Source organism: Actinomyces oris (assembly GCF_001553935.1).
GTDB classification, from domain to species: domain Bacteria; phylum Actinomycetota; class Actinomycetes; order Actinomycetales; family Actinomycetaceae; genus Actinomyces; species Actinomyces oris_A.
Window position 1 is genome coordinate 2,304,202 of record NZ_CP014232.1, and the last position, 17,825, is coordinate 2,322,026.

Here is a 17,825-nt window from a genome sequence, read left to right on the forward strand (position 1 = left end):
TCGGCGACAGTTGTGGGCGATCTCGCACCGAGTGGCGGGGTGGTGTCCCGGCTCGGGCTGGCGACCTCCTCGGAGGCTCTGGCAGAATGTCCGGCTGTACTCGGTCGGACGTCGGTCCCTCTCCCGACCCCGGTCGCGTCTCGGCTCACGCCGGAAACCGTTGCTTGACCCCACCGGGGACCAGCGCGCGCCAAACCATCCAGAACCAGGAGTTCAACCAAGTGGCAGTCAAGATTCGCCTCAAGCGCATGGGCAAGAAGTTCGCCCCCTTCTACCGGGTCGTCGTCCTCGACTCCCGCAAGAAGCGCGATGGCCGTGTCATCGAGGAGATCGGCGTCTACGACCCGATGCAGGAGCCCTCGCTCATCAGCATCGACTCCGAGCGCGTCCAGTACTGGCTCGGCGTGGGCGCTCAGCCCTCCGACGCTGTCTACAAGCTGATCAAGATCACCGGCGACTATCACCAGTTCAAGGGCCTCAAGGGTGTCGAGAGCACCCTCAAGGTCAAGGACGCCGACGCCGCCGCGGTCGCCAAGGAGGCCGCGGTCAAGGCCGCCGCCGACGACGCTGAGAAGCGCAAGGCCGCCGCGGCCAAGGCCAAGGCTGACGAGGAGGCCGCTGCAGCGGCCGAGGCCGCCGAGTCCAAGGCTGAGGATTCCGCTGAGGACCAGGCCTCTGATGAGGCCGTCGCCGAGGAGGCCTGAGATGCTGGCCGACGCCCTCGAGCACCTCGTACGGGGCATTGTCGACAACCCTGACGACGTCACCGTCACCTCCCGATCGCTGCGCCGCGGCGACCTGTTGGAGGTGCGGGTCAATCCCGAGGACCTCGGCCGAGTCATCGGCCGCTCGGGCCGTACTGCTCGAGCACTGCGCACAGTGGTCGGAGCGCTGGCGGACTCGCCGGTGCGCGTCGACGTCGTCGACACCGACCGCCGCTGAACGCAGGGCCTTCTAGGTCGGTGCTATAGGCCACCTCGGCCTCGGCCGGTCTGATCGATCAACGCCGGTGCCCGGTCCCCGCCCAAGGGGGCCGGGCACCGGCGTCCCTCGAGACGGGCGCTCCTGCGCCGCCGGCGCAACCACCGCGGCCAACAGGAGAATGGTCCGCATCGAGTTGGTCAACCTCACGTCGGCGGTGCGTCACCTCATCCCTGTGGCCGATGGGAACGCAGACCACGGCGCGGTAGGTTGGCGTCAGACATCCAGACCTTCCGGACAAACCGTTCCATGCCCCGATCCCAGGAGAACAGGTGCTGCTCACCGTTGCTGTCATCGGTCCCGCCCATGCCCTCAAGGGCGAGGTGCGGCTCGAGATCCGTACCGATGACCCCGAGGGGCGTCTCGCACCCGGAACCACTATCCCCACGGAGCCGGCCCACGCAGGCCCGCTGACGGTCAGCCGTCTGCGTTTCGACGGTTCGCGCTGGTTCGCCGCCTTCGAGCAGGCGCGCGACCGCACGGCCGCTGAGGCCCTGCGAGGAGTGAGGCTCCTGGTCGAGACCGATGACGACCAGGGCGGTGAGGGCTCTGAGGAGTCCGAGGAGGCCTGGTACCGCCACGAGCTCGTCGGTCTACGGGCGCTGAGCGTCTCCGGAGAGGAGCTGGGAGAGGTCACTGACGTAGAGCCCGGCGTCGCCCAGGACCGGCTCGTGGTCACCACCCCTGAGGGGGACGATGTGGCCGTGCCCTTCGTTGAGGTTCTCGTACCGGCCATTGACCCCGAGGCCGGCACCGTGACGCTGGCCCCGCCCGGTGGCCTGTTTCCCGGACGCGGCCAGGCGGAGGAGGCCCGGTGAGGATCGACGTCGTCACCATCTTCCCCGACTATCTCAAGGTCCTCGACCTCTCCCTCATCGGGAAGGCGGCCGACCGCGGCCCCCTCGACCTGCACGTCCACGATCTGCGCGACCACGCCCACGACCGGCACCGCACCGTCGATGACACGCCCCTGGGCGGTGGGGCCGGCATGGTCATGAAGCCTGACGTGTGGGGCGAGGCCCTCGATGAGGTGCTCGCCGCGGACAGCCCCGGAGTCGGCCGTCAGGTCCTCATCGTCCCCACCCCCTCGGGTGAGGTCTTCACCCAGCGCACCGCCGAGGACCTGGCCGGAGCCGACCGCCTGGTCTTCGCCTGCGGCCGTTACGAGGGCATCGACGCGCGCGTGCCCGAGCATTACGCCTCCTGCGGCATCGAGGTGCGCGAGCTGAGCATCGGCGACTACGTGCTCAACGGGGGAGAGGTCGCCACCATTGTCATGATCGAGGCCATCGCCCGGCTCCTGCCCGGGGTCCTGGGCAACCCCGAGTCCCTGGTCGAGGAGTCCCACGGAATCGCCGGCCTGCTGGAGTACCCCGTCCACACCCGCCCCACCCGGTGGCGAGATCTGGAGGTTGACCCCGTCCTGCTCTCCGGCGACCACGGCCGTATCGCCCGAGCCAGACGGGACCGGGCCCTCACCCGCACCGTTGAGCGTCGCCCCGACATGATCCGGGCCCTGGACCCCGCCGGCCTGGATCGTGAGGACCGCGCGCTCCTGGCTCGCCTGGGGTGGGCGGTCCCGGCCGGGGCGGACCACCCGGTTCCGGTGCGCCTTCGCAACGCCACCGCCGACGACGCCCATGCCCTGGCCGAGCTCGCGGCGCGCACCTTCCCCGATGCCTGTGGCAATGTCATCGACCCGGAGTTCCTCGAGCGCCACATCGCCACGAACCTGGTTCCCGAGCTGTTCGCCACCTGGGCAGACGACGACCGCGTCGACCTCATTCTTGCCGAGCTGCTCGAGCCTTCATCGGTACAGGAACCCTCCCACGGGGCGCCAGCGGGCGCGAGCACTGCTCCGGCCCTGGTCGGCTACGCCGCAGTACTGCGCGAGGAGGTCGACTCCGAGGGGGAACAGCCCCACGGGATCGATCCCCGCCCCGCCTGTGTGCGGCCTGTCGGGGGAGAGGTCGTCGGCGAGCTGTCCAAGGTGTACGTCGACGCCGCCATGAGGGGATCGGGACTGACCCCTGCGCTTATGGATGCCGTGATGCGCCAGGCCGCCGCCCATGGGACGAGCCTGTTCTGGCTCGGCACCCACGTCACCAATAAACGCGCCCAGAAGGCCTACAAGCGGGCCGGCTTCCGCCAGGTCGGCACCCGCACCTACAACGTCGGCGGCCAGGCCGCCCACGACGTCGTCATGACCCGGCGGACAGGAGAAGGCCTATGAGCAGCGCACCCGACCAGAGCCCTCAGGGCAGGATCCATGTTGAGGTGGATGACGACGTGACTTCGGGCAGGCATCTGCGGACCGACCATGACCGCCGGAACGGCCACCGGCACAAGGCCGGTGCCGGCGAGGACAGGGCCGGGGACAGCCAGGCCGCTGAGCCGGCCTCCCTGGGGGAGCGGATCGTCTTCCGTCTCAAGCAGTGGGGCATCACCCTGTCCTACCTGGTCGTCGCCGTGGTGATCATCGCCTTCATCCGCACCTTCATCATCCAGAGCTTCACCATCCCGTCGGGGTCGATGGAGAACACCCTCAACGAGGGCGACCGCGTCACCGTGACGATGTACGACTCCGACAAGGTCCACCGGGGGAACGTCGTCGTCTTCACCGACCCGGACCACTGGCTGACGACCCAGGAGCCCACCGGCCTGCAAGGCGCTGCGCAAGACTTCCTCGTCATGATCCGCATCTTCCCCCAGAACGCCGGCCACCACCTCATCAAGCGAGTCATCGGAATGCCCGGTGACCACGTCGTCGCCGATGGGAAGGGCTCCTTGACGGTCAACGGCGTCGAGCTCCACGAGAGCTATCTCAAGCCCGGCCGGTCAGCCTCCGAGGTCGCCTTCGACGTCACCGTCCCCGAGGGCTACATCTGGGTCATGGGCGACAACCGCTCCAACTCCTCGGACTCCCGCTACCACCAGAACGATGTCCACCGCGGCTTCGTGCCCATGGGCAACGTCGTCGGCGTCGCCAAGAACGTCGTATGGCCATACTCCCACTGGTCCAGCCTCACCTCCGGGCAGGAGGTCTTCTCCCAGGTTCCCAAGCCGACCTCCACCCCCACGGCCCTGCCCACCGGAGCGGCCGCGCCGGCGAGCAGGCTGGCGGGCTCCGGGGACTGATCGCCCCGAATGTGTGCCGGGGCGTGAGAAAGGCGTGAACTCAGGCACGTCGAGGCTGACGCACTCGTCCGTGGACTGAGGCTGTGGCAAACTGAGCGGGCACTTGGGTCCTGCGGCCTCTCTGCCACTGGGGAGGCGGCCGCTGCGAAGGAGCCCAGGGGCGTCCACCTCCGGCGCTGCCCCCTACGGCGCGGCGCCGCCGAACCAGCACTCCTGACCAGTGGCACGGGTGTGGAGAGAAACATGAACCTGATCGACGAGATCAACGCCGCATCACTGCGCGACGACATCCCCTCCTTCCGTCCTGGGGACACTCTCAAGGTCCACGTCAAGGTCGTTGAGGGATCGCGTACCCGCGTCCAGGTCTTCCAGGGCGTCGTCATCGCGCGCCAGGGCGGCGGCGTCTCGGAGACCTTCACCATCCGCAAGGTCTCCTTCGGCGTCGGTGTCGAGCGCACCTTCCCCGTCCACACGCCCTCCATCGAGAAGATCGAGGTCGTCACCCGGGGCCAGGTCCGCCGTGCCAAGCTGTACTACCTGCGCAACCTGCGCGGTAAGGCTGCCAAGATCAAGGAGCGTCGCGAGGACTGAGCGCCTGCACTCTCCAGGTGGCGCCCGGAGCCCACGGGTTCCGGGCGCTCGCCATCTCCCACCGCCGTGCAGCGGTGGACCCACGTCCATCTATTCCGGGGAAGGAGCACGGTGAGACCGGTGCAGGACGGGACCGACGACGTCGGGCTGGACCTGAAGCAGGCCGATCCCTCTCAGATCGGTCGAACCTCCAGGTCCGCGATCACACCGGCCTGCACATCCCCGTCAGCGGACTCCCCCCAGGAGAACCGCCCGGCTGCTGAGATCGCCGGCGAGGCTCCCAAGCCGGCTCCGGTCGATGACAGCGACGAGTGGGACTACGACCCGTTCATCGACCCCGACGCTGAGCCTGAGCCCGATGAGGAGCTCACCGAGCTGCCTCCCTCCATCCAGCCCCGCCGGCAGGTGGCCCCCGCCATCCCCCCGCCGCAAACCAGTCCCCTGTATCAGCGGGTCATCAGGCTGGTGCTCGTCGTCGCCGTCGTCATTCTGGTACCGGCGCTCCTGCGGGCCTACGTCGTCCAGATCTACGAGATCCCCTCGGGCTCCATGGAACGCACCCTGCGGGACGGGGACAAGGTCGCAGTCCCCATGTACGGCTCCGACAACGTCGAACGGGGTGACGTCATCGTCTTCTCCGATCCTGATGACTGGCTTCACGTCAAGGAACCGACGGGGCTGCGCGGCGCCACCCAGAGGCTCAAGGTCTTAGTGAACCTTCTGCCGGAGAACACCGGCCATCACCTCGTCAAACGGGTCATCGGTGTCGGTGGCGACCATGTGGTCGCCGACGGGAAGGGAACCCTGACCGTCAACGGCGTCGCGATCAAGGAGCCCTACGTCAAGGATGGTCAGTCCTCGTCCCTGACCTCCTTCGATGTCACCGTCCCCCAGGGCTATGTGTGGGTCATGGGGGACAACCGCTCCAACTCGGCCGACTCCCGCTACCACCGCGACGACGCCCACGGAGGCTTCGTGCCACTCAAGAACGTGGTCGGGGTGGCCAAGGTGGTCTTCCAGTGGACGCACCTGAGTCGCTGGGGGCTTCTGGGAGGAGGGGAGAGCGCTTTCTCAGACGTCCCGGCGCAAGAGACGACGCCGTCTGCGCGGCCCTCGCCTCCCCCTGCTCCGGCGAGCGACGGGGAGACGGCTTCCGAGGAGGAAGCACCCTCCCCGGTCCCCGAGGGCAGGGACTCCGAGGATGCAGGCGCTGTGGGAGAGGGGCACAGCAACGACGAGGCCCCACAGCCCACGACCGGCGGGTTGGCCGATGGCCCGGACACTTACGGCGGCATGGCCGACCAGGGGCAGCCTCCAGGGGGAACGAGGTGAGCCCTCGGGGACGTACCCGTCCTGACCGGCGTCTGGAGAAGGCCCTGCTGGAGAGCCACGACTACGTCGGCGGCCTGGACGAGGTCGGTCGCGGCGCTCTGGCCGGACCGGTCAGTGTCGGGCTGGCGATCGTGTCGCGGCGCACCGATGACGACTTCCCCACGGGGCTCGCCGACTCCAAGCAGCTGACGGCCCGGGCGCGCACCGGCCTGATCGAGCCCGTGCGCGGCTGGTTGGTGGACCACGCCGTCGCCCACGCCTCACCCGCTGAGATCGATGAGCACGGCATCGTCGCGGCCTTGAGGATGGCGGGCTTGCGGGCCCTGCAGCAGGTCGCAGATCGCGGTCACGCCCCCCGAATCATCATCCTCGACGGCGTGGCCGACTGGCTCACCGCCCCCCAGCCCGACCTGCTCACCGCCCTGGAGGGGGCTCATGTCCCCGAGACTGCTCCGGTGCCCGCTGAGGTTCCCTCCACCCCTCCGGTTCACATGGAGGTCAAGGCCGACGCCCGATGCGCCGTCGTCGCCGCGGCCAGTGTTCTGGCCAAGGGCGAACGTGACCGCCTCATGGCCGATCTTGACGACCCGGGCTACGGGTGGGCGTCCAACAAGGGCTATGCCTCACCGGCCCACGTCCGGGGAATCACTGCCCTGGGGGCCAGTGACCAGCATCGACGCAGCTGGCACCTGCCCGGCCTGGATCAGCACCATGACCGAGGCGCCGTCTGACGCGGCCGCCAGGCCCGGGGCGACTCTCGGGCAGGGCCGACTCGCCCCGGCTGCCTGCCGCCTCCAGAGGCTGCGGGCAGGCATGATGGCCCGGTGAGCGCAGAAGACCTCGAGTCCTATGAGAACGAGCTGGAGCTCTCGCTGTACCGGGAGTACCGCGATGTCGCCTCCCTGTTCTCCTACGTGGTGGAGACTGAACGGCGGTTCTACCTGGCCAATGCCGTTGACGTCCAGGTACGCACCAGCGGCGGGGAGGTCTTCTTCGAGCTCACCCTCGAGGACGCCTGGGTGTGGGACATCTACCGGGCCTCCCGGTTCGTCAAGTCCGTCCACGTCGTCACCTTCAAGGACGTCAACGTCGAGGAGCTCACCAAGCTCGAGATGGACATCCCCTCCTCCTAGCCTCCCTCCCATGCTGCGTCGCCTCTGACGGCTCCGTTCCGCTCGTCGCTCCCGCTCGCCGGGGGCCACAGCGCGTCTTCTGACAGCGCCTTCCACAGAGCCGATCGGGCCATGGCGCGCACCGGCTGATCGGGCCTCACGCTAGTGGCGGAGGTGATCGGGATGACCGACCAGGTCGTAGCCACAAGGGGACGAACGGTGATCGCAGCCAGGTGCGGCGATCACGCGCTCACGCCGCCATTCCAGGGCCCGGGAGGCGCAGGAGCTGTCCGCGCAGGGGCGTCCCGCCAGAGCACCGGACGGCGTGGAGAGGATCTTGCCGCCACCTACCTGGAGGACATCGGCTGGCAGGTCCTGGAGCGCAACTGGCGTCCGGACCACGGCCTGCGCGGAGAGCTCGACATCATCGCCCTGGAACCCGGTCACGCGCACCGTGAGCCGGGCAGTGAGTCCGTCGCCGACCCAGCTCAGGGGCGGACAGGACCGAGGCTCGTCATCGTCGAGGTCAAGACCCGCAGCTCCCTGCGCCAGGGACCGCCGGCCGCCGCGGTCGACGCCCGCAAGGTCGCCCGGCTGCGGGCCCTGGCGGCCGCCTGGGCGAGCACCCATGAAACCCCGCCGCACGCCGGGATGCGACTGGACGTGGTCTCCATCCTCCTGCGCGACGCGCGTCCTGCGCTGCTGCGCCACCACCGGGCGGTGGATGCGTCATGGGGCTAGCTCGCACACTCGCTGTCACGCTGACCGGGCTGGCCGGACACATCGTTGAGGTCGAGGCTCATGCCGCCCAAGGCCTGCCCGGATTCACCCTCGTGGGCCTGCCCGACGCCGCCGTGCGTGAGTCGCGCGAGCGCGTCCGGGCCGCGTTGAGCACCTGCGGCGTCACCTGGGGCGAGCAGCGCCTGACCGTCAACCTCTCCCCGGCGGACCTGCGCAAGACCGGGACCGGGCTGGACCTGGCTCTGGCCCTGGCCGTCCTGGGGGCCCGCGGTTGGCTCGGACGGAGCGCGGCCGGCATCCTGGGCCGGACCGTCTACATCGGCGAGCTCGGGCTGGACGGCTCCGTGCACTCGGTGCGCGGCGTCCTGCCCAGCGTCCAGGCCGCGGTGGCCGCCGGTGTGGAGGAGATCGTCGTCGCCCAGGAGGCCGCGGCCGAGGCCGAGCTCGTCCCCGGCGCCTGCGTCACCGCCGTCAGGCACATCGGCCAGCTCGTCGAGCGCTACGGAGGACGCCTGAGCGCTGCCGTGGTCGCCGCACTGGAGCAGATCGCCGAGGCCGCCACAGACGATGCCCCCACGACCCCGCCGTGGGATGCCGAGCTGCCGGACCTGGCCGACGTCGTCGGACAGCATGATGCCCGCCAGGCCCTTGAGGTTGCCGCCGCCGGGGGCCATCACCTTCTCATGGTGGGGCCTCCGGGGACGGGAAAGACCATGCTCGCTGAAAGGCTCCCCTCGATCCTGCCGCCCCTGGAGCAGGCCGATGCTGTGACGGTCACCTCCCTGCACTCCGTGGCCGGCATCTTCGACCCCGCCCGCGGACTCATCACCCGGCCTCCGTTGCGCGCGCCGCACCACACGGCGACCCGGGCCGCCGTCGTCGGGGGAGGCTCCGGCCTGCCCCGCCCCGGGGACGTCTCCCTGGCTCACCGCGGCGTGCTCTTCCTCGACGAGGCCCCCGAGTTCAGCGCCGGCGTCCTGGACTGCCTGCGCCAGCCGCTGGAGTCGGGAGTGGTCACCATCGACCGGGTGGGTGGGCGCGCCAGCTACCCGGCCGCCTTCCAGCTCATCCTGGCCGCCAACCCCTGCCCCTGCGGCAAGGCCGGCGGCCGGGGCCTGGAGTGCACCTGCACCTCCCTGCAGCGGCGGCGCTACTTCTCACGCCTGTCCGGTCCACTGCTGGACCGGGTCGACATCCAGGTCGAGGTCAGTGCCGTCAGCGCAGCCGACCTCGCGTCTACCGGTCAGGGAGAGTCCAGCGCTGAGGTGGCGCAGCGCGTCCTGCACGCCCGACGAGCCGCGGAGCGCAGACTGGCCGGCACCCCGTGGCGTCTCAACGCCGAGGTACCCGGCTCCTACCTCAGAGGCCCCGACGGAGGACTCAGCGCTCCGCTCAGCCGCCGGCTCATGACCGCCCTCGAACGCGGTGACCTCTCCCTGCGCGGGGTGGACCGGGTCCTCAGACTGGCCTGGACCCTCGCCGACCTCGAGGGGGTCAAGACCCTCGCCCTTGCCCACATCGGGACCGCCCTGGCCCTGAGAACCTCAGGAGTGCGGCCATGACGCCCATGACACCCATGACACCCATGGCACTGCCCTACGACGTCGACGATCCGGCGCTGGCACGTGCAACCTGGTCCCGCCTGGCCGAGCCTGACAACGCCACCGCAGCCATGGTGGTGGGCCGGCTCGGGCCGGGTCCTGCCCTGAGGTGGCTGCTGGAGGAGGCCATCGACCCCTCCGGGCAGGTGCGCAGCTCCCCACGCCCGCCGGTGCCACAGCCACCCCCGGGGATGCCCGGCTCAGCCGATATCGGCGCCTGCTGGGCCCAGGTCGCCGCCCGGTGGGCGCCGCGCCTGGAGGGACTCGATATCCGCCGCGAGCTCGATGTGCTTGACCGCCTGGGTGGGAGCCTCATCCTCCCGGGAGAGCCCTGGTGGCCACCGGGACTCGACGAGCTCGAGCGCCCGCCCTTCTGCCTGTGGGTGCGCGGAGACCCATCGCTGCTGGTCAACGCCGCAGACCTGAGGGACAAGGACCTCGACGGCGGTCAGCCCGGGGCCGTCGGAGACGATGACGCTCCACGTGTCGCGGGGGCCGGTCAGCCGGTACGTGAGCAGCGGATGCCGGTGGGACCGGCCAGCGGACTGTGCCTGGCACTGGTGGGGGCCCGGGCCTCCACCCGCTACGGTGAGAGTGTCGCCACCTCCCTGGCCTCAGGGGTGACGGCCCAAGGTGGCCTCATCGTCTCCGGGGGAGCCTTCGGCATCGATGCCTGCGCCCACCGCGGGGCACTGCGGGAGGGACCAACCGTGTCGGTCTCCGCCGGGGGAGTGGACCGCCTCTACCCGGCGGGAAACGCCGGGGTTCTGGAGGCAGTCATCGCTTCCGGGGCCCTGGTGGCGGAGGTGCCACCGGGCTGTCAGCCGGGCCGCCATCGGTTCGTCTCACGCAACCGCGTCATCGCGGCGATCTCCCAGGCCACGATCGTGGTGGAGGCGGCCTGGCGATCGGGCGCCCTGTCCACCGCCCACCGCGCCCTCGAGCTGGGCAGGCAGGTGGGCGCCGTTCCCGGCCCCGTGACCTCCATGTCCTCAGTCGGATGCCACCGGCTTCTGCGCAAGGGAGCGGTATGCATCACCGACACCGACGACGCCCTGGAGCTGCTGACGCCCCTGGGTACTGTCGATGCGGACGCTGCCAAGGAGCAGGACCCCGAGCTGAGAGGCGGTGGGCTCCTTGACGGCCTGGACCCGGCCGCCTCCCTCGTCCTGGACGCCATGCCGGCCCGGGCCGCGGCGAGTACCGACTCCATCGTCCGCTCCTCCGGGCTGTCCCCGAAGGAGACCACCTCGGCACTGGGGATCCTGGAGCTCTCAGGGAAGGTGGAACGCACCGCCTCCGGCTGGAGGCGACGCTGCTCAAAGCGCTCAGGTGGTCGGGACTGAAGAGTGCCCTGCCACGACGGCGGGACCATGATGGACAGGTCCTGCCCCACCCTTGTGAGGCATGCGAGCGACATGCTCCGGTGCGCCTGAGCCAGGGCTCGGCGGGTGAACTCGTCATGATCGCTCCTTCTTCCATTCACAGCAACGACCACACTCCGATCGCGCTTAGGCAGACCATGACGGCGGCGCCCACCACGGTGACGGCCACGGCTCGCCCCGACGGGCGGCTGTGCCGCCGCTGCAGGCCCGCCTCGGCCTCCTGCGAGCCCGGGTCGTCTCTCGCGACCTCGGCCTCATCGCCCTGGGGCGGGAGAGCGGAACCGGGCCGGGGACGGTCGCACAGCGAGGCGGAGCCGGTGGGCTGGGCCTTGACACGACGAGGCGCGAAGGTCGTGGCGGCGTCGTCGTGCCGGTGTGCGGCGGGCACGGCTCCGGTCGGCCCGTCCGGGTCCACTATGACGGCCGGCCGCAGCATCGTGGAGTCCTGGTTCCGGTTCCCGCTCGTGTGTCGTCCGGACGCCTCCTCCATGACATCGAGCTGGGTGATGGTCATGCACAGGTCGGTCTGTACCTGTTGCAGCGCCCGAGCCAGGGCGACGGCGCTGGCATACCGTGCGCGGGGAGACGTGGCCATCGCCATGGCCAGGATCCGCTCGAGCTGCTCGGGTATGTCGTGTCGCCCGATCGGGGGGATTTGTCGGTGGAGCACTCGGTCGATCATCGAGAGCTGGTCGTTGCGGTCGGCTCCTGAGACATCGACGTGGGGTGAGCGTCCCGCCAGCAGCGTGTAGATGGTCGCGGCCAGGGCGTAGACATCCGAGGCCGGAGTCAGGCTCTCCCGGTCGAGCTGCTGCTCGGGTGAGGCCCACGGCGGGGACGCCCCTCCGAACTCGTCCTTCTCGATGCTGAGCCCGATGGGCGCGGCGATCCCGAAGTCGCCGAGCACCGGACGCCCGAAGGGGGTGAGCAGGATGCTGGCAGGCTTGATGTCGCGGTGGAGGTAGCCGACCCGGTGAATGGTCTCCACCGCGCCCGCCAGCTGGATACCGATCTCCAGGGCGCGTGTGAGGGACAAGGGCTGCGAGGCGGCCAGCTTGCCCAGGTGGGGAGGGGGACAGTACTCCATGATGAGGTAGCTGCGCTCTTCCTCCACCGTCCCGGCCCCATAGAGCGACACGATGGAGGGGTGCGATGACAGACGGGCCATGAGGTCCGCCTCGGTGGTGAACCGGTGGTGGTCTCGCTGGCTGCCTCCTGGCCGCAGGATCTTCACCGCCACGTCGCGGCGCGGCACCCGCTGCTCATACAGGAAGACATCGGCGAAGCCCCCGGCGCCCAGGAGGCGCTTGGGGCTGGCTCCGGGGATCGGCGGTCCCTGCTGGGCGGAGCTCGGGGAGGACATCACGCCTCACGCTCCACTGTCAGGGTGGTGCCATCACCGATGTCGATGATGTCGCCGGCGCGCAGGAGAAGCTGCTGGTGCTCGGGCACGCGGCGGGGCTCCTCCCCGGCGCGCAGCAGGAAGGTCCCGTTGGTGGAGCCCAGGTCCTCCACGCGCATGTCCCAGCCTTCGACCCTCACGGCGCAGTGAGTCTTCGAGATCGCCTTGCCCGGGCTGGGGACGGTCAGCAGGCGGGGGCGCTGAGCGGCGGTGCTGCTCGTGCCCTGGGGCAGTCGGCCGATGATGACATCACTGTCCAGGATCGCCGTGGCGCCTGAGGAGACACGCAGAACGCCCAGGACCGGTCGCTCGACCTGGCCGGTCCTGGAGGTGATGGTGCTGTCGCACTCGCGGCACGAGGAGGCGTGCACCGGATTGGGGTGCCCCGCCTCGCAGAAGATGGCCATCACGCTGGGGCCGGTGCCGGAGGGCTCGTCGAGCCCGGTCTGCCCGCCTAGTGCGTTCCTGGCGGCATGAAGTCCTACAGCCGCGACGGTGCGCCCGTCGTGCTTGCCCTGCGCGCCCGAGGGCGCTGAGCCATTCGGGGACGCTGCATCTGCGCCGCCGTCCGGGGCCTGCCGCTGAGCCGGGAGCGGCTCAGCGGCCTGTGACGAGTGTCGGCCGGAGGCGCTCTCGCCCAGAGGGGAGGCCCGGTGACGTCCGGGCCCTGCGGCGAGCCGGGCCAACGGATCCATGTCCTGAGAGGAGGCCGGGCCGACGGCCGCCTCGGCCCCCTGCATCATCGTGCGCTCAACAAGACGACCGGCCTTGTCGTCCTGGGCCTGCTGTCCATGCGCCTGCGGGGCTGCGGCCTCGGCCGCCGGAACGTCGTTGGGTCCCAGCACCGCGGCCGGATCCCCCGCCCCGGTCCCCTGCGGGGAGCCCGCACTGTCCATCGGGCCCATGGACTGCGGTTCCAGCGTCTGTCCGGGATCGGGGCGGGACTGGTAGGCGGCCTTGCCCTGCTCCTGCCTCGCAGGTAGCGATGACGACGGCGGTGGGTCGTCCCGCTCGGGGGCGCCGTCGGCCTGAGCCTGTTGGAGGATCTCCTGGGCCGCCGATGGTTGCGGTGCCCCCTGACCCCCGTGAGCGCCGGTCTGAGCCGGTGAGGATAGTGGGAGCTGGTGGTCTCCGAAGCCGATGTGCAGCTGCGAGGCTCGGACGATCCCCGAGCGCAGGGGGAGGAACTCGTCGAGCCCTTCGGGACCGGCTGGGTGTCTGGTGGCCGGGGTGAGCTCGAGGATGCACTGGTTGACCCGCTCATAGCGGGACTCCTCCCACACGACGACCTCGGAGGCACTGAAGCTGCGCTCGCCTTCGGCAGTGTCCAGGTGGAGGCAGAAGCGGCCTCGGGCGGCCACTCGCAGCTCCTGGCCGTCGATGGCCATCATGAGGAAGTCGGGGAGGGTGAAGACCTCGTTGTCGTGCAGCCGGCTCAGGCTTTTGAGCAGGTCGCCGAGGCAGCGGTGCTCACCGAGCTCGGTCCACATCGCTTCCATCGCCTGTGCGCTCCCGTCGAGGGCGAGAACGCCGCCGTCCCCGACGGCGACCAGGATGTCGCCGGGTACCCAGCGTGTCAGCATGTTCATGGACGAAACCTCCTGGAGACGAGGGTGGGGACGGTGGAGCCGGAGCCGGTGGCCCGGGGCGGCGTGATGTCGTCAATCTGCGTATAGGTGTCCGAGGAGGCGTCGGACATGACGACCTGGGAGCTGGACTGGTCGACGTCGAAGCTCGTCGAGGAGGTGCGCAGGCCCCTGTTGAGCGTCTGCGAGCAGTAGCTGAGGTGGGCGACCATCGCCATCTTCCCGTTGGTCGCCCGCACTCCACCACCATGAAGATCGACAACATGGGTGACCATCCCCGGGTGCAGGACGACGGCGACCAGAGCGGCAGCGGTCAGGACCGCGATGACGCCGACGTGGACGCCGCGCCTGGAGAACCGTTTCACAGTGCTGCGCTCCAGCAGGAAATAGGGATGAGCCAGGAAGGGATGGAGTTCGTCAGAACGACCAAGATTTTAACTTCCTCGTTGGACGGCAACAAATGCTCCGAATGTGGGGAAACACAGAGGAAAGATGGGTTTTTCGTTGGGATCAAGGAGAAGGGGAGGTTGGTATCCGTAGTGCCACCTGGATGGTTGTTATGAACTTGTGATTTGAGTGGTGAGATTGTGCGTTGAATCAAGGTGGCGATTGTCTGTCCGGCGGAGATAGTGATCTGAGGCGGAGGTGGTTAGTGGCGAGGGCGTCGCCGAGACCCTCGTGCTCGGGCAGAGCCGGGGCCCGTCAGAGCGGCGTCACCGGGCCGTGCGCTGCCGATGCCTGCGGCGCGTATTCCGTGGAGGGCCCGTCCCGGCGCCGTAGTCTTCAGGTGTTCTTGTCGCCAGCAGGGAGGAGAGAGCACATGCCGAGGACGCGCGCCGATCTGCTCGACTCCTACCGCAGCTACCTGGCCCTGCAGCGGGACCTGTCCGGGCACACCGTGCGCGCCTATCTCGTCGACATCAACGACCTGCTGAGCTTTCTCGGCGTCGGTGAGGGCGATGCCGAGCCCGTCGATACCGCCCTGGCCACCCTCGACCTGGCGGACCTGCGGGACTGGCTCGCCGCGATGGCCGCGAGCGGTCACTCGCGCGCCACCCTGGCCCGGCGCTCGGCCTCGGTGAGGACCTTCTCCTCCTGGGCCTTCGAGACGGGACTGCTCACCTCCGACGTCGCCGCGCGTCTGCGCGCGCCCCGCGTCGACAACCGCCTGCCCGGAGTGCTGACGCCTCAGCAGGCCTCGCAGCTGCTCAAGACCGCCTCGGACCTCGCCTCTGACGGGCACGTCCTGGCCGTGCGTGACCTGGCCATCATCGAGACGCTCTACGCGACCGGAGTGCGGGTCTCCGAGCTCGTCGGCCTGGATGTCGCCGACCTCGACCACTCCCAACGGACCCTGCGAGTCCTGGGGAAGGGCCGTAAGGAACGGACCGTCCCATACGGGCTGCCCGCCGCCAAGGCGCTGGAGGCATGGCTGCATCGGCGCGGTGAGATCTGCGCCGACGATGCGGGAGGCGCCCTCTTCCTCGGGGCGCGGGGGCGACGCATCGATCCCCGGGCGGTGCGCGACGTCGTCCACCGCCTGTGCGCGGCCGCCCAGGTGCCCGACCTGGGCCCCCACGGACTGCGGCACAGCACCGCCACCCACGTCCTGGGCGGGGGAGCGGACCTGCGCAGCGTCCAAGAGCTCCTCGGCCACTCCTCCCTGGCCACCACCCAGCGCTACACCCACGTCTCGGCTGAGCGCCTGCGCAGCGTCTACGATCAGGCCTTCCCCCGCGCCTGAGCGGAGCCCGTGTGGGGCTGCGTTCTCATTGAAGGGGCTTGAGACGGATGACGGCAGGTTGCAGCAGGCGCAGCGGGTTGATGTACGTCTTGGGGCCGGTGCGCGCCCCCCAGTGCAGGGCGCAGACCCCGTCCGAGCGGTGCCCCGCCAGCAGGGTGCCGATGACCTGCCCCGCAGCCACCGAGTCACCCGCGCTGACGGCCGGTTCTACCGGCTCATAGGTGGTGCGGATCCCGTCGGCGTGGTCGATGGACACCACGGGGCGCCCGGCCACCATGCCGGCGAAGGCGACCGTCCCCGCGGCGGCGCTGCGGATCTGCGTGCCCTCAGCGGCCGCGAGATCCACTCCCCGGTGTCCGCGTCCCCACACGACGGCGGGCGGGTCGAAGTCCTCCACCACGGTGGCCGGCGCGCCGGTCGGCCACTGGTAGCGGCCCCGCGGCCGCCGGGGGCCCGCAGATTGGTCCGTCAGTGCCGGGCCGGCCGTTCCCGTGCCGTTGATGAGCGGGGAGGAGGGGCTAAGGCTCGTTACGAGCGAGGCCGACGAGCTCAACCAGTGGGCGGCCCCGGCCGGCCCTGGCGCACTTTCCGTGAGATCGGGAAGTAACGGATCCTGGACCCGCGGAGGCGGAACCGTGGTCACGGCTGTGCTGGTGGCTGGGCCGGGGAGAGTGCTCATGCCCTGAGCCGGTGGTGCACCGGGCAGCGCAGCCAGTGAGCCGCAGGCGATCAGGGCCGTTGCCAGCGCCGCGAGGCAGTGGGGCGTGCGAGGATCTCGGAAGTGGCGGCTTTGCCGAGGCTGCTGTGGCTGCATGCCCTCAGAGTGCGTGCCGAGCGGCCCTCGGCGCCGGGGGCGTCGTCGGCCCTGTGGAAAGCCCCGTGAGGAAGGCTGCCTGTGGTGACCGGAATGACTCCGAATACCGCGGATTCGGCCTCGGCCGCTGGTCCAGTCCTGTGGTAGCCTCGCCTCCGCAGCATTCTGCGGATCGCTCCGGCGTCAGCGGGAAACGGGCCCGGAATGCTGACTTCGCGTGCCTGCACCCGAGCATCTCGGGACGTCCCTCCGGGCGACACGGTCGCGGTCCCGGTCATCACGGTTCGCCACGGTGAACGGGTGGCCGTGCGTCGCAGGCACCAGGCCCCATCCGCGCCGGCTCCCAGCCGGTCACCGGCTCCGGTGCGCGTTCGCAAGCGTGCGGAACCACGGGGAAGAACCCAGAAGAAGAACCCTGGGACGCGTCCGGGCGCAGCTCGGCCGTCCCCCGAATGATCGTGCGTCGAGCAACCTCTCGGCACACACGGAAGGACCGTCATGGCCGTCGTTACCATGCGCCAGCTCCTTGACAGCGGTGTCCACTTCGGGCACCAGACTCGTCGCTGGAACCCCAAGATGAAGCGCTTCATCCTCACCGAGCGCAACGGCATCTACATCATCGACCTCCAGCAGTCCATTGAGGGCATCAACACCGCCTACGACTTCGTCAAGGAGATCGTCGCTCGCGGCGGCAACATCCTGTTCGTCGGAACCAAGAAGCAGGCCCAGGCCGCCGTGGCCGAGCAGGCCCAGCGCGTCGGCATGCCCTACGTCAACCAGCGCTGGCTGGGCGGCATGCTCACCAACTTCTCCACCGTGCGCGCCCGCCTGGACCGCATGAAGGAGCTTGAGCAGATCGACTTCGACGACGTGGCCGGCTCCGGCCGCACCAAGAAGGAGCTGCTCATGATGCGCCGCGAGAAGGACAAGCTCCAGCGCACCCTGGGCGGTATCCGCGACATGAGCAAGCTCCCCGCGGCAGTGTGGGTTGTGGACACCAAGAAGGAGCACCTGGCCATCTCTGAGGCCCAGAAGCTCGGGATTCCGGTCATCGCCATCCTGGACACCAACTGCGACCCGGACGAGGCCACCTACGGCATCCCCGGCAACGACGACGCCATCCGCGCCGTCACCCTGCTGACCCGTGTCGTCGCAGACGCCACTGCCGAGGGCCTGCTGGCCCGCTCCGGCGGCCGTGCCCGCACTGGTGAGGAGGCCGAGGTCGCCCCCGCCGACGCCGAGCCGCTGCCCGAGTGGGAGGCCCAGCTCCTCGCCGGAGCCGAGGCCGACGCCCCGGCCGCTGAGGCTGCTGAGACCGCCGAGGCCCCCGCCGCCGAGCAGGCCTGAGCGCACCGCCCCAGCACCTCGTTCACAGCGCGGTGTCCCCGCGCTGTGAGC

The 17,825-nt window shown here is 69.9% G+C and carries 18 protein-coding genes; 14 read left to right on the plus strand and 4 right to left on the minus strand.

The genetic code is table 11. From position 1 onward, the window contains the following. Positions 1 to 221: 221 nt before the first annotated feature. The 12 genes from rpsP (at position 222) to AXE84_RS09285 (ending at position 10,842) form a co-directional block, all read left to right on the plus strand. Positions 222 to 704, plus strand: coding sequence for a 30S ribosomal protein S16 (gene rpsP / locus AXE84_RS09230; RefSeq protein ID WP_010613581.1), 483 nt, complete (start codon positions 222 to 224; stop codon positions 702 to 704). 1 nt (position 705) lies between these two features. After that, positions 706 to 942, plus strand: a complete 237-nt coding sequence (locus AXE84_RS09235; protein WP_003786440.1) for an RNA-binding protein — start codon at positions 706 to 708, stop codon at positions 940 to 942. Positions 943 to 1,253: 311 nt separating this feature from the next. Next, positions 1,254 to 1,799: a ribosome maturation factor RimM gene (rimM, locus tag AXE84_RS09240; protein ID WP_060957666.1), complete on the plus strand. Its 546-nt coding sequence runs from the start codon at positions 1,254 to 1,256 to the stop codon at positions 1,797 to 1,799. After that, positions 1,796 to 3,214 carry a tRNA (guanosine(37)-N1)-methyltransferase TrmD gene (trmD, locus tag AXE84_RS09245; protein ID WP_060957667.1) on the plus strand — a complete coding sequence of 473 codons (1,419 nt, stop codon included), beginning with the start codon at positions 1,796 to 1,798 and terminating at the stop codon, positions 3,212 to 3,214. The genes rimM and trmD overlap by 4 nt, the downstream gene beginning before the upstream one ends. After that, a complete protein-coding gene (gene lepB / locus AXE84_RS09250) occupies positions 3,211 to 4,119 on the plus strand; it encodes a signal peptidase I (RefSeq protein ID WP_060957668.1) in 909 nt (302 codons plus the stop codon). The genes trmD and lepB (AXE84_RS09250) overlap by 4 nt, the downstream gene beginning before the upstream one ends. A gap of 243 nt (positions 4,120 to 4,362) precedes the next feature. Further along, positions 4,363 to 4,710 carry a 50S ribosomal protein L19 gene (gene rplS / locus AXE84_RS09255; protein ID WP_003786428.1) on the plus strand — a complete coding sequence of 116 codons (348 nt, stop codon included), beginning with the start codon at positions 4,363 to 4,365 and terminating at the stop codon, positions 4,708 to 4,710. Between the two features lie 111 nt (positions 4,711 to 4,821). After that, positions 4,822 to 6,042, plus strand: coding sequence for a signal peptidase I (lepB, locus tag AXE84_RS09260; RefSeq protein WP_060957669.1), 1,221 nt, complete (start codon positions 4,822 to 4,824; stop codon positions 6,040 to 6,042). After that, on the plus strand, positions 6,039 to 6,773 hold the full coding sequence (locus AXE84_RS09265; RefSeq protein ID WP_060957670.1) for a ribonuclease HII: 735 nt from the start codon (positions 6,039 to 6,041) through the stop codon (positions 6,771 to 6,773). The genes lepB (AXE84_RS09260) and AXE84_RS09265 overlap by 4 nt, the downstream gene beginning before the upstream one ends. Positions 6,774 to 6,866: 93 nt before the next feature. Further along, the gene (locus AXE84_RS09270) at positions 6,867 to 7,175 is read left to right on the plus strand and encodes a DUF2469 domain-containing protein (protein WP_003781502.1); all 309 of its coding nucleotides are present in this window, start codon (positions 6,867 to 6,869) and stop codon (positions 7,173 to 7,175) included. 162 nt (positions 7,176 to 7,337) lie between these two features. Next, positions 7,338 to 7,895: a YraN family protein gene (locus AXE84_RS09275; protein ID WP_060957671.1), complete on the plus strand. Its 558-nt coding sequence runs from the start codon at positions 7,338 to 7,340 to the stop codon at positions 7,893 to 7,895. Beyond that, positions 7,886 to 9,457 carry a YifB family Mg chelatase-like AAA ATPase gene (locus AXE84_RS09280; RefSeq protein ID WP_060957672.1) on the plus strand — a complete coding sequence of 524 codons (1,572 nt, stop codon included), beginning with the start codon at positions 7,886 to 7,888 and terminating at the stop codon, positions 9,455 to 9,457. The genes AXE84_RS09275 and AXE84_RS09280 overlap by 10 nt, the downstream gene beginning before the upstream one ends. Beyond that, positions 9,454 to 10,842: a DNA-processing protein DprA gene (locus AXE84_RS09285; protein WP_060957673.1), complete on the plus strand. Its 1,389-nt coding sequence runs from the start codon at positions 9,454 to 9,456 to the stop codon at positions 10,840 to 10,842. The genes AXE84_RS09280 and AXE84_RS09285 overlap by 4 nt, the downstream gene beginning before the upstream one ends. A 136-nt stretch (positions 10,843 to 10,978) precedes the next feature. Here AXE84_RS09285 and AXE84_RS09290 read toward each other — a convergent pair whose 3' ends face one another. Genes AXE84_RS09290 through AXE84_RS09300 form a run of 3 tightly spaced genes read right to left on the minus strand, consistent with a single transcriptional unit; the run spans position 10,979 to position 14,234 of the window. Further along, positions 10,979 to 12,244, minus strand: coding sequence for a serine/threonine-protein kinase (locus tag AXE84_RS09290; protein WP_060957674.1), 1,266 nt, complete (start codon positions 12,242 to 12,244; stop codon positions 10,979 to 10,981). Then, on the minus strand, positions 12,244 to 13,872 hold the full coding sequence (locus AXE84_RS09295; RefSeq protein WP_060957675.1) for an FHA domain-containing protein: 1,629 nt from the start codon (positions 13,870 to 13,872) through the stop codon (positions 12,244 to 12,246). Before AXE84_RS09295 ends, AXE84_RS09290 begins: the two co-directional genes overlap by 1 nt. Then, positions 13,869 to 14,234, minus strand: coding sequence for a hypothetical protein (locus AXE84_RS09300; protein ID WP_060957676.1), 366 nt, complete (start codon positions 14,232 to 14,234; stop codon positions 13,869 to 13,871). Before AXE84_RS09300 ends, AXE84_RS09295 begins: the two co-directional genes overlap by 4 nt. Positions 14,235 to 14,689: 455 nt before the next feature. Here AXE84_RS09300 and AXE84_RS09305 point away from each other — a divergent pair, with 455 nt between their 5' ends. Further along, positions 14,690 to 15,613, plus strand: coding sequence for a tyrosine recombinase XerC (locus tag AXE84_RS09305; RefSeq protein ID WP_060957677.1), 924 nt, complete (start codon positions 14,690 to 14,692; stop codon positions 15,611 to 15,613). Between the two features lie 25 nt (positions 15,614 to 15,638). On the opposite strand, the gene AXE84_RS09310 is transcribed toward AXE84_RS09305, so the two are convergent. Further along, entirely contained in the window at positions 15,639 to 16,292 is a 654-nt protein-coding gene (locus AXE84_RS09310; protein WP_236750042.1) for a M23 family metallopeptidase, read from the minus strand. Between the two features lie 633 nt (positions 16,293 to 16,925). Here AXE84_RS09310 and rpsB point away from each other — a divergent pair. Next, positions 16,926 to 17,774 (plus strand): 30S ribosomal protein S2, encoded by an 849-nt coding sequence (gene rpsB / locus AXE84_RS09315; protein ID WP_009747744.1) that lies wholly within the window; start codon positions 16,926 to 16,928, stop codon positions 17,772 to 17,774. Positions 17,775 to 17,825: the final 51 nt, after the last annotated feature.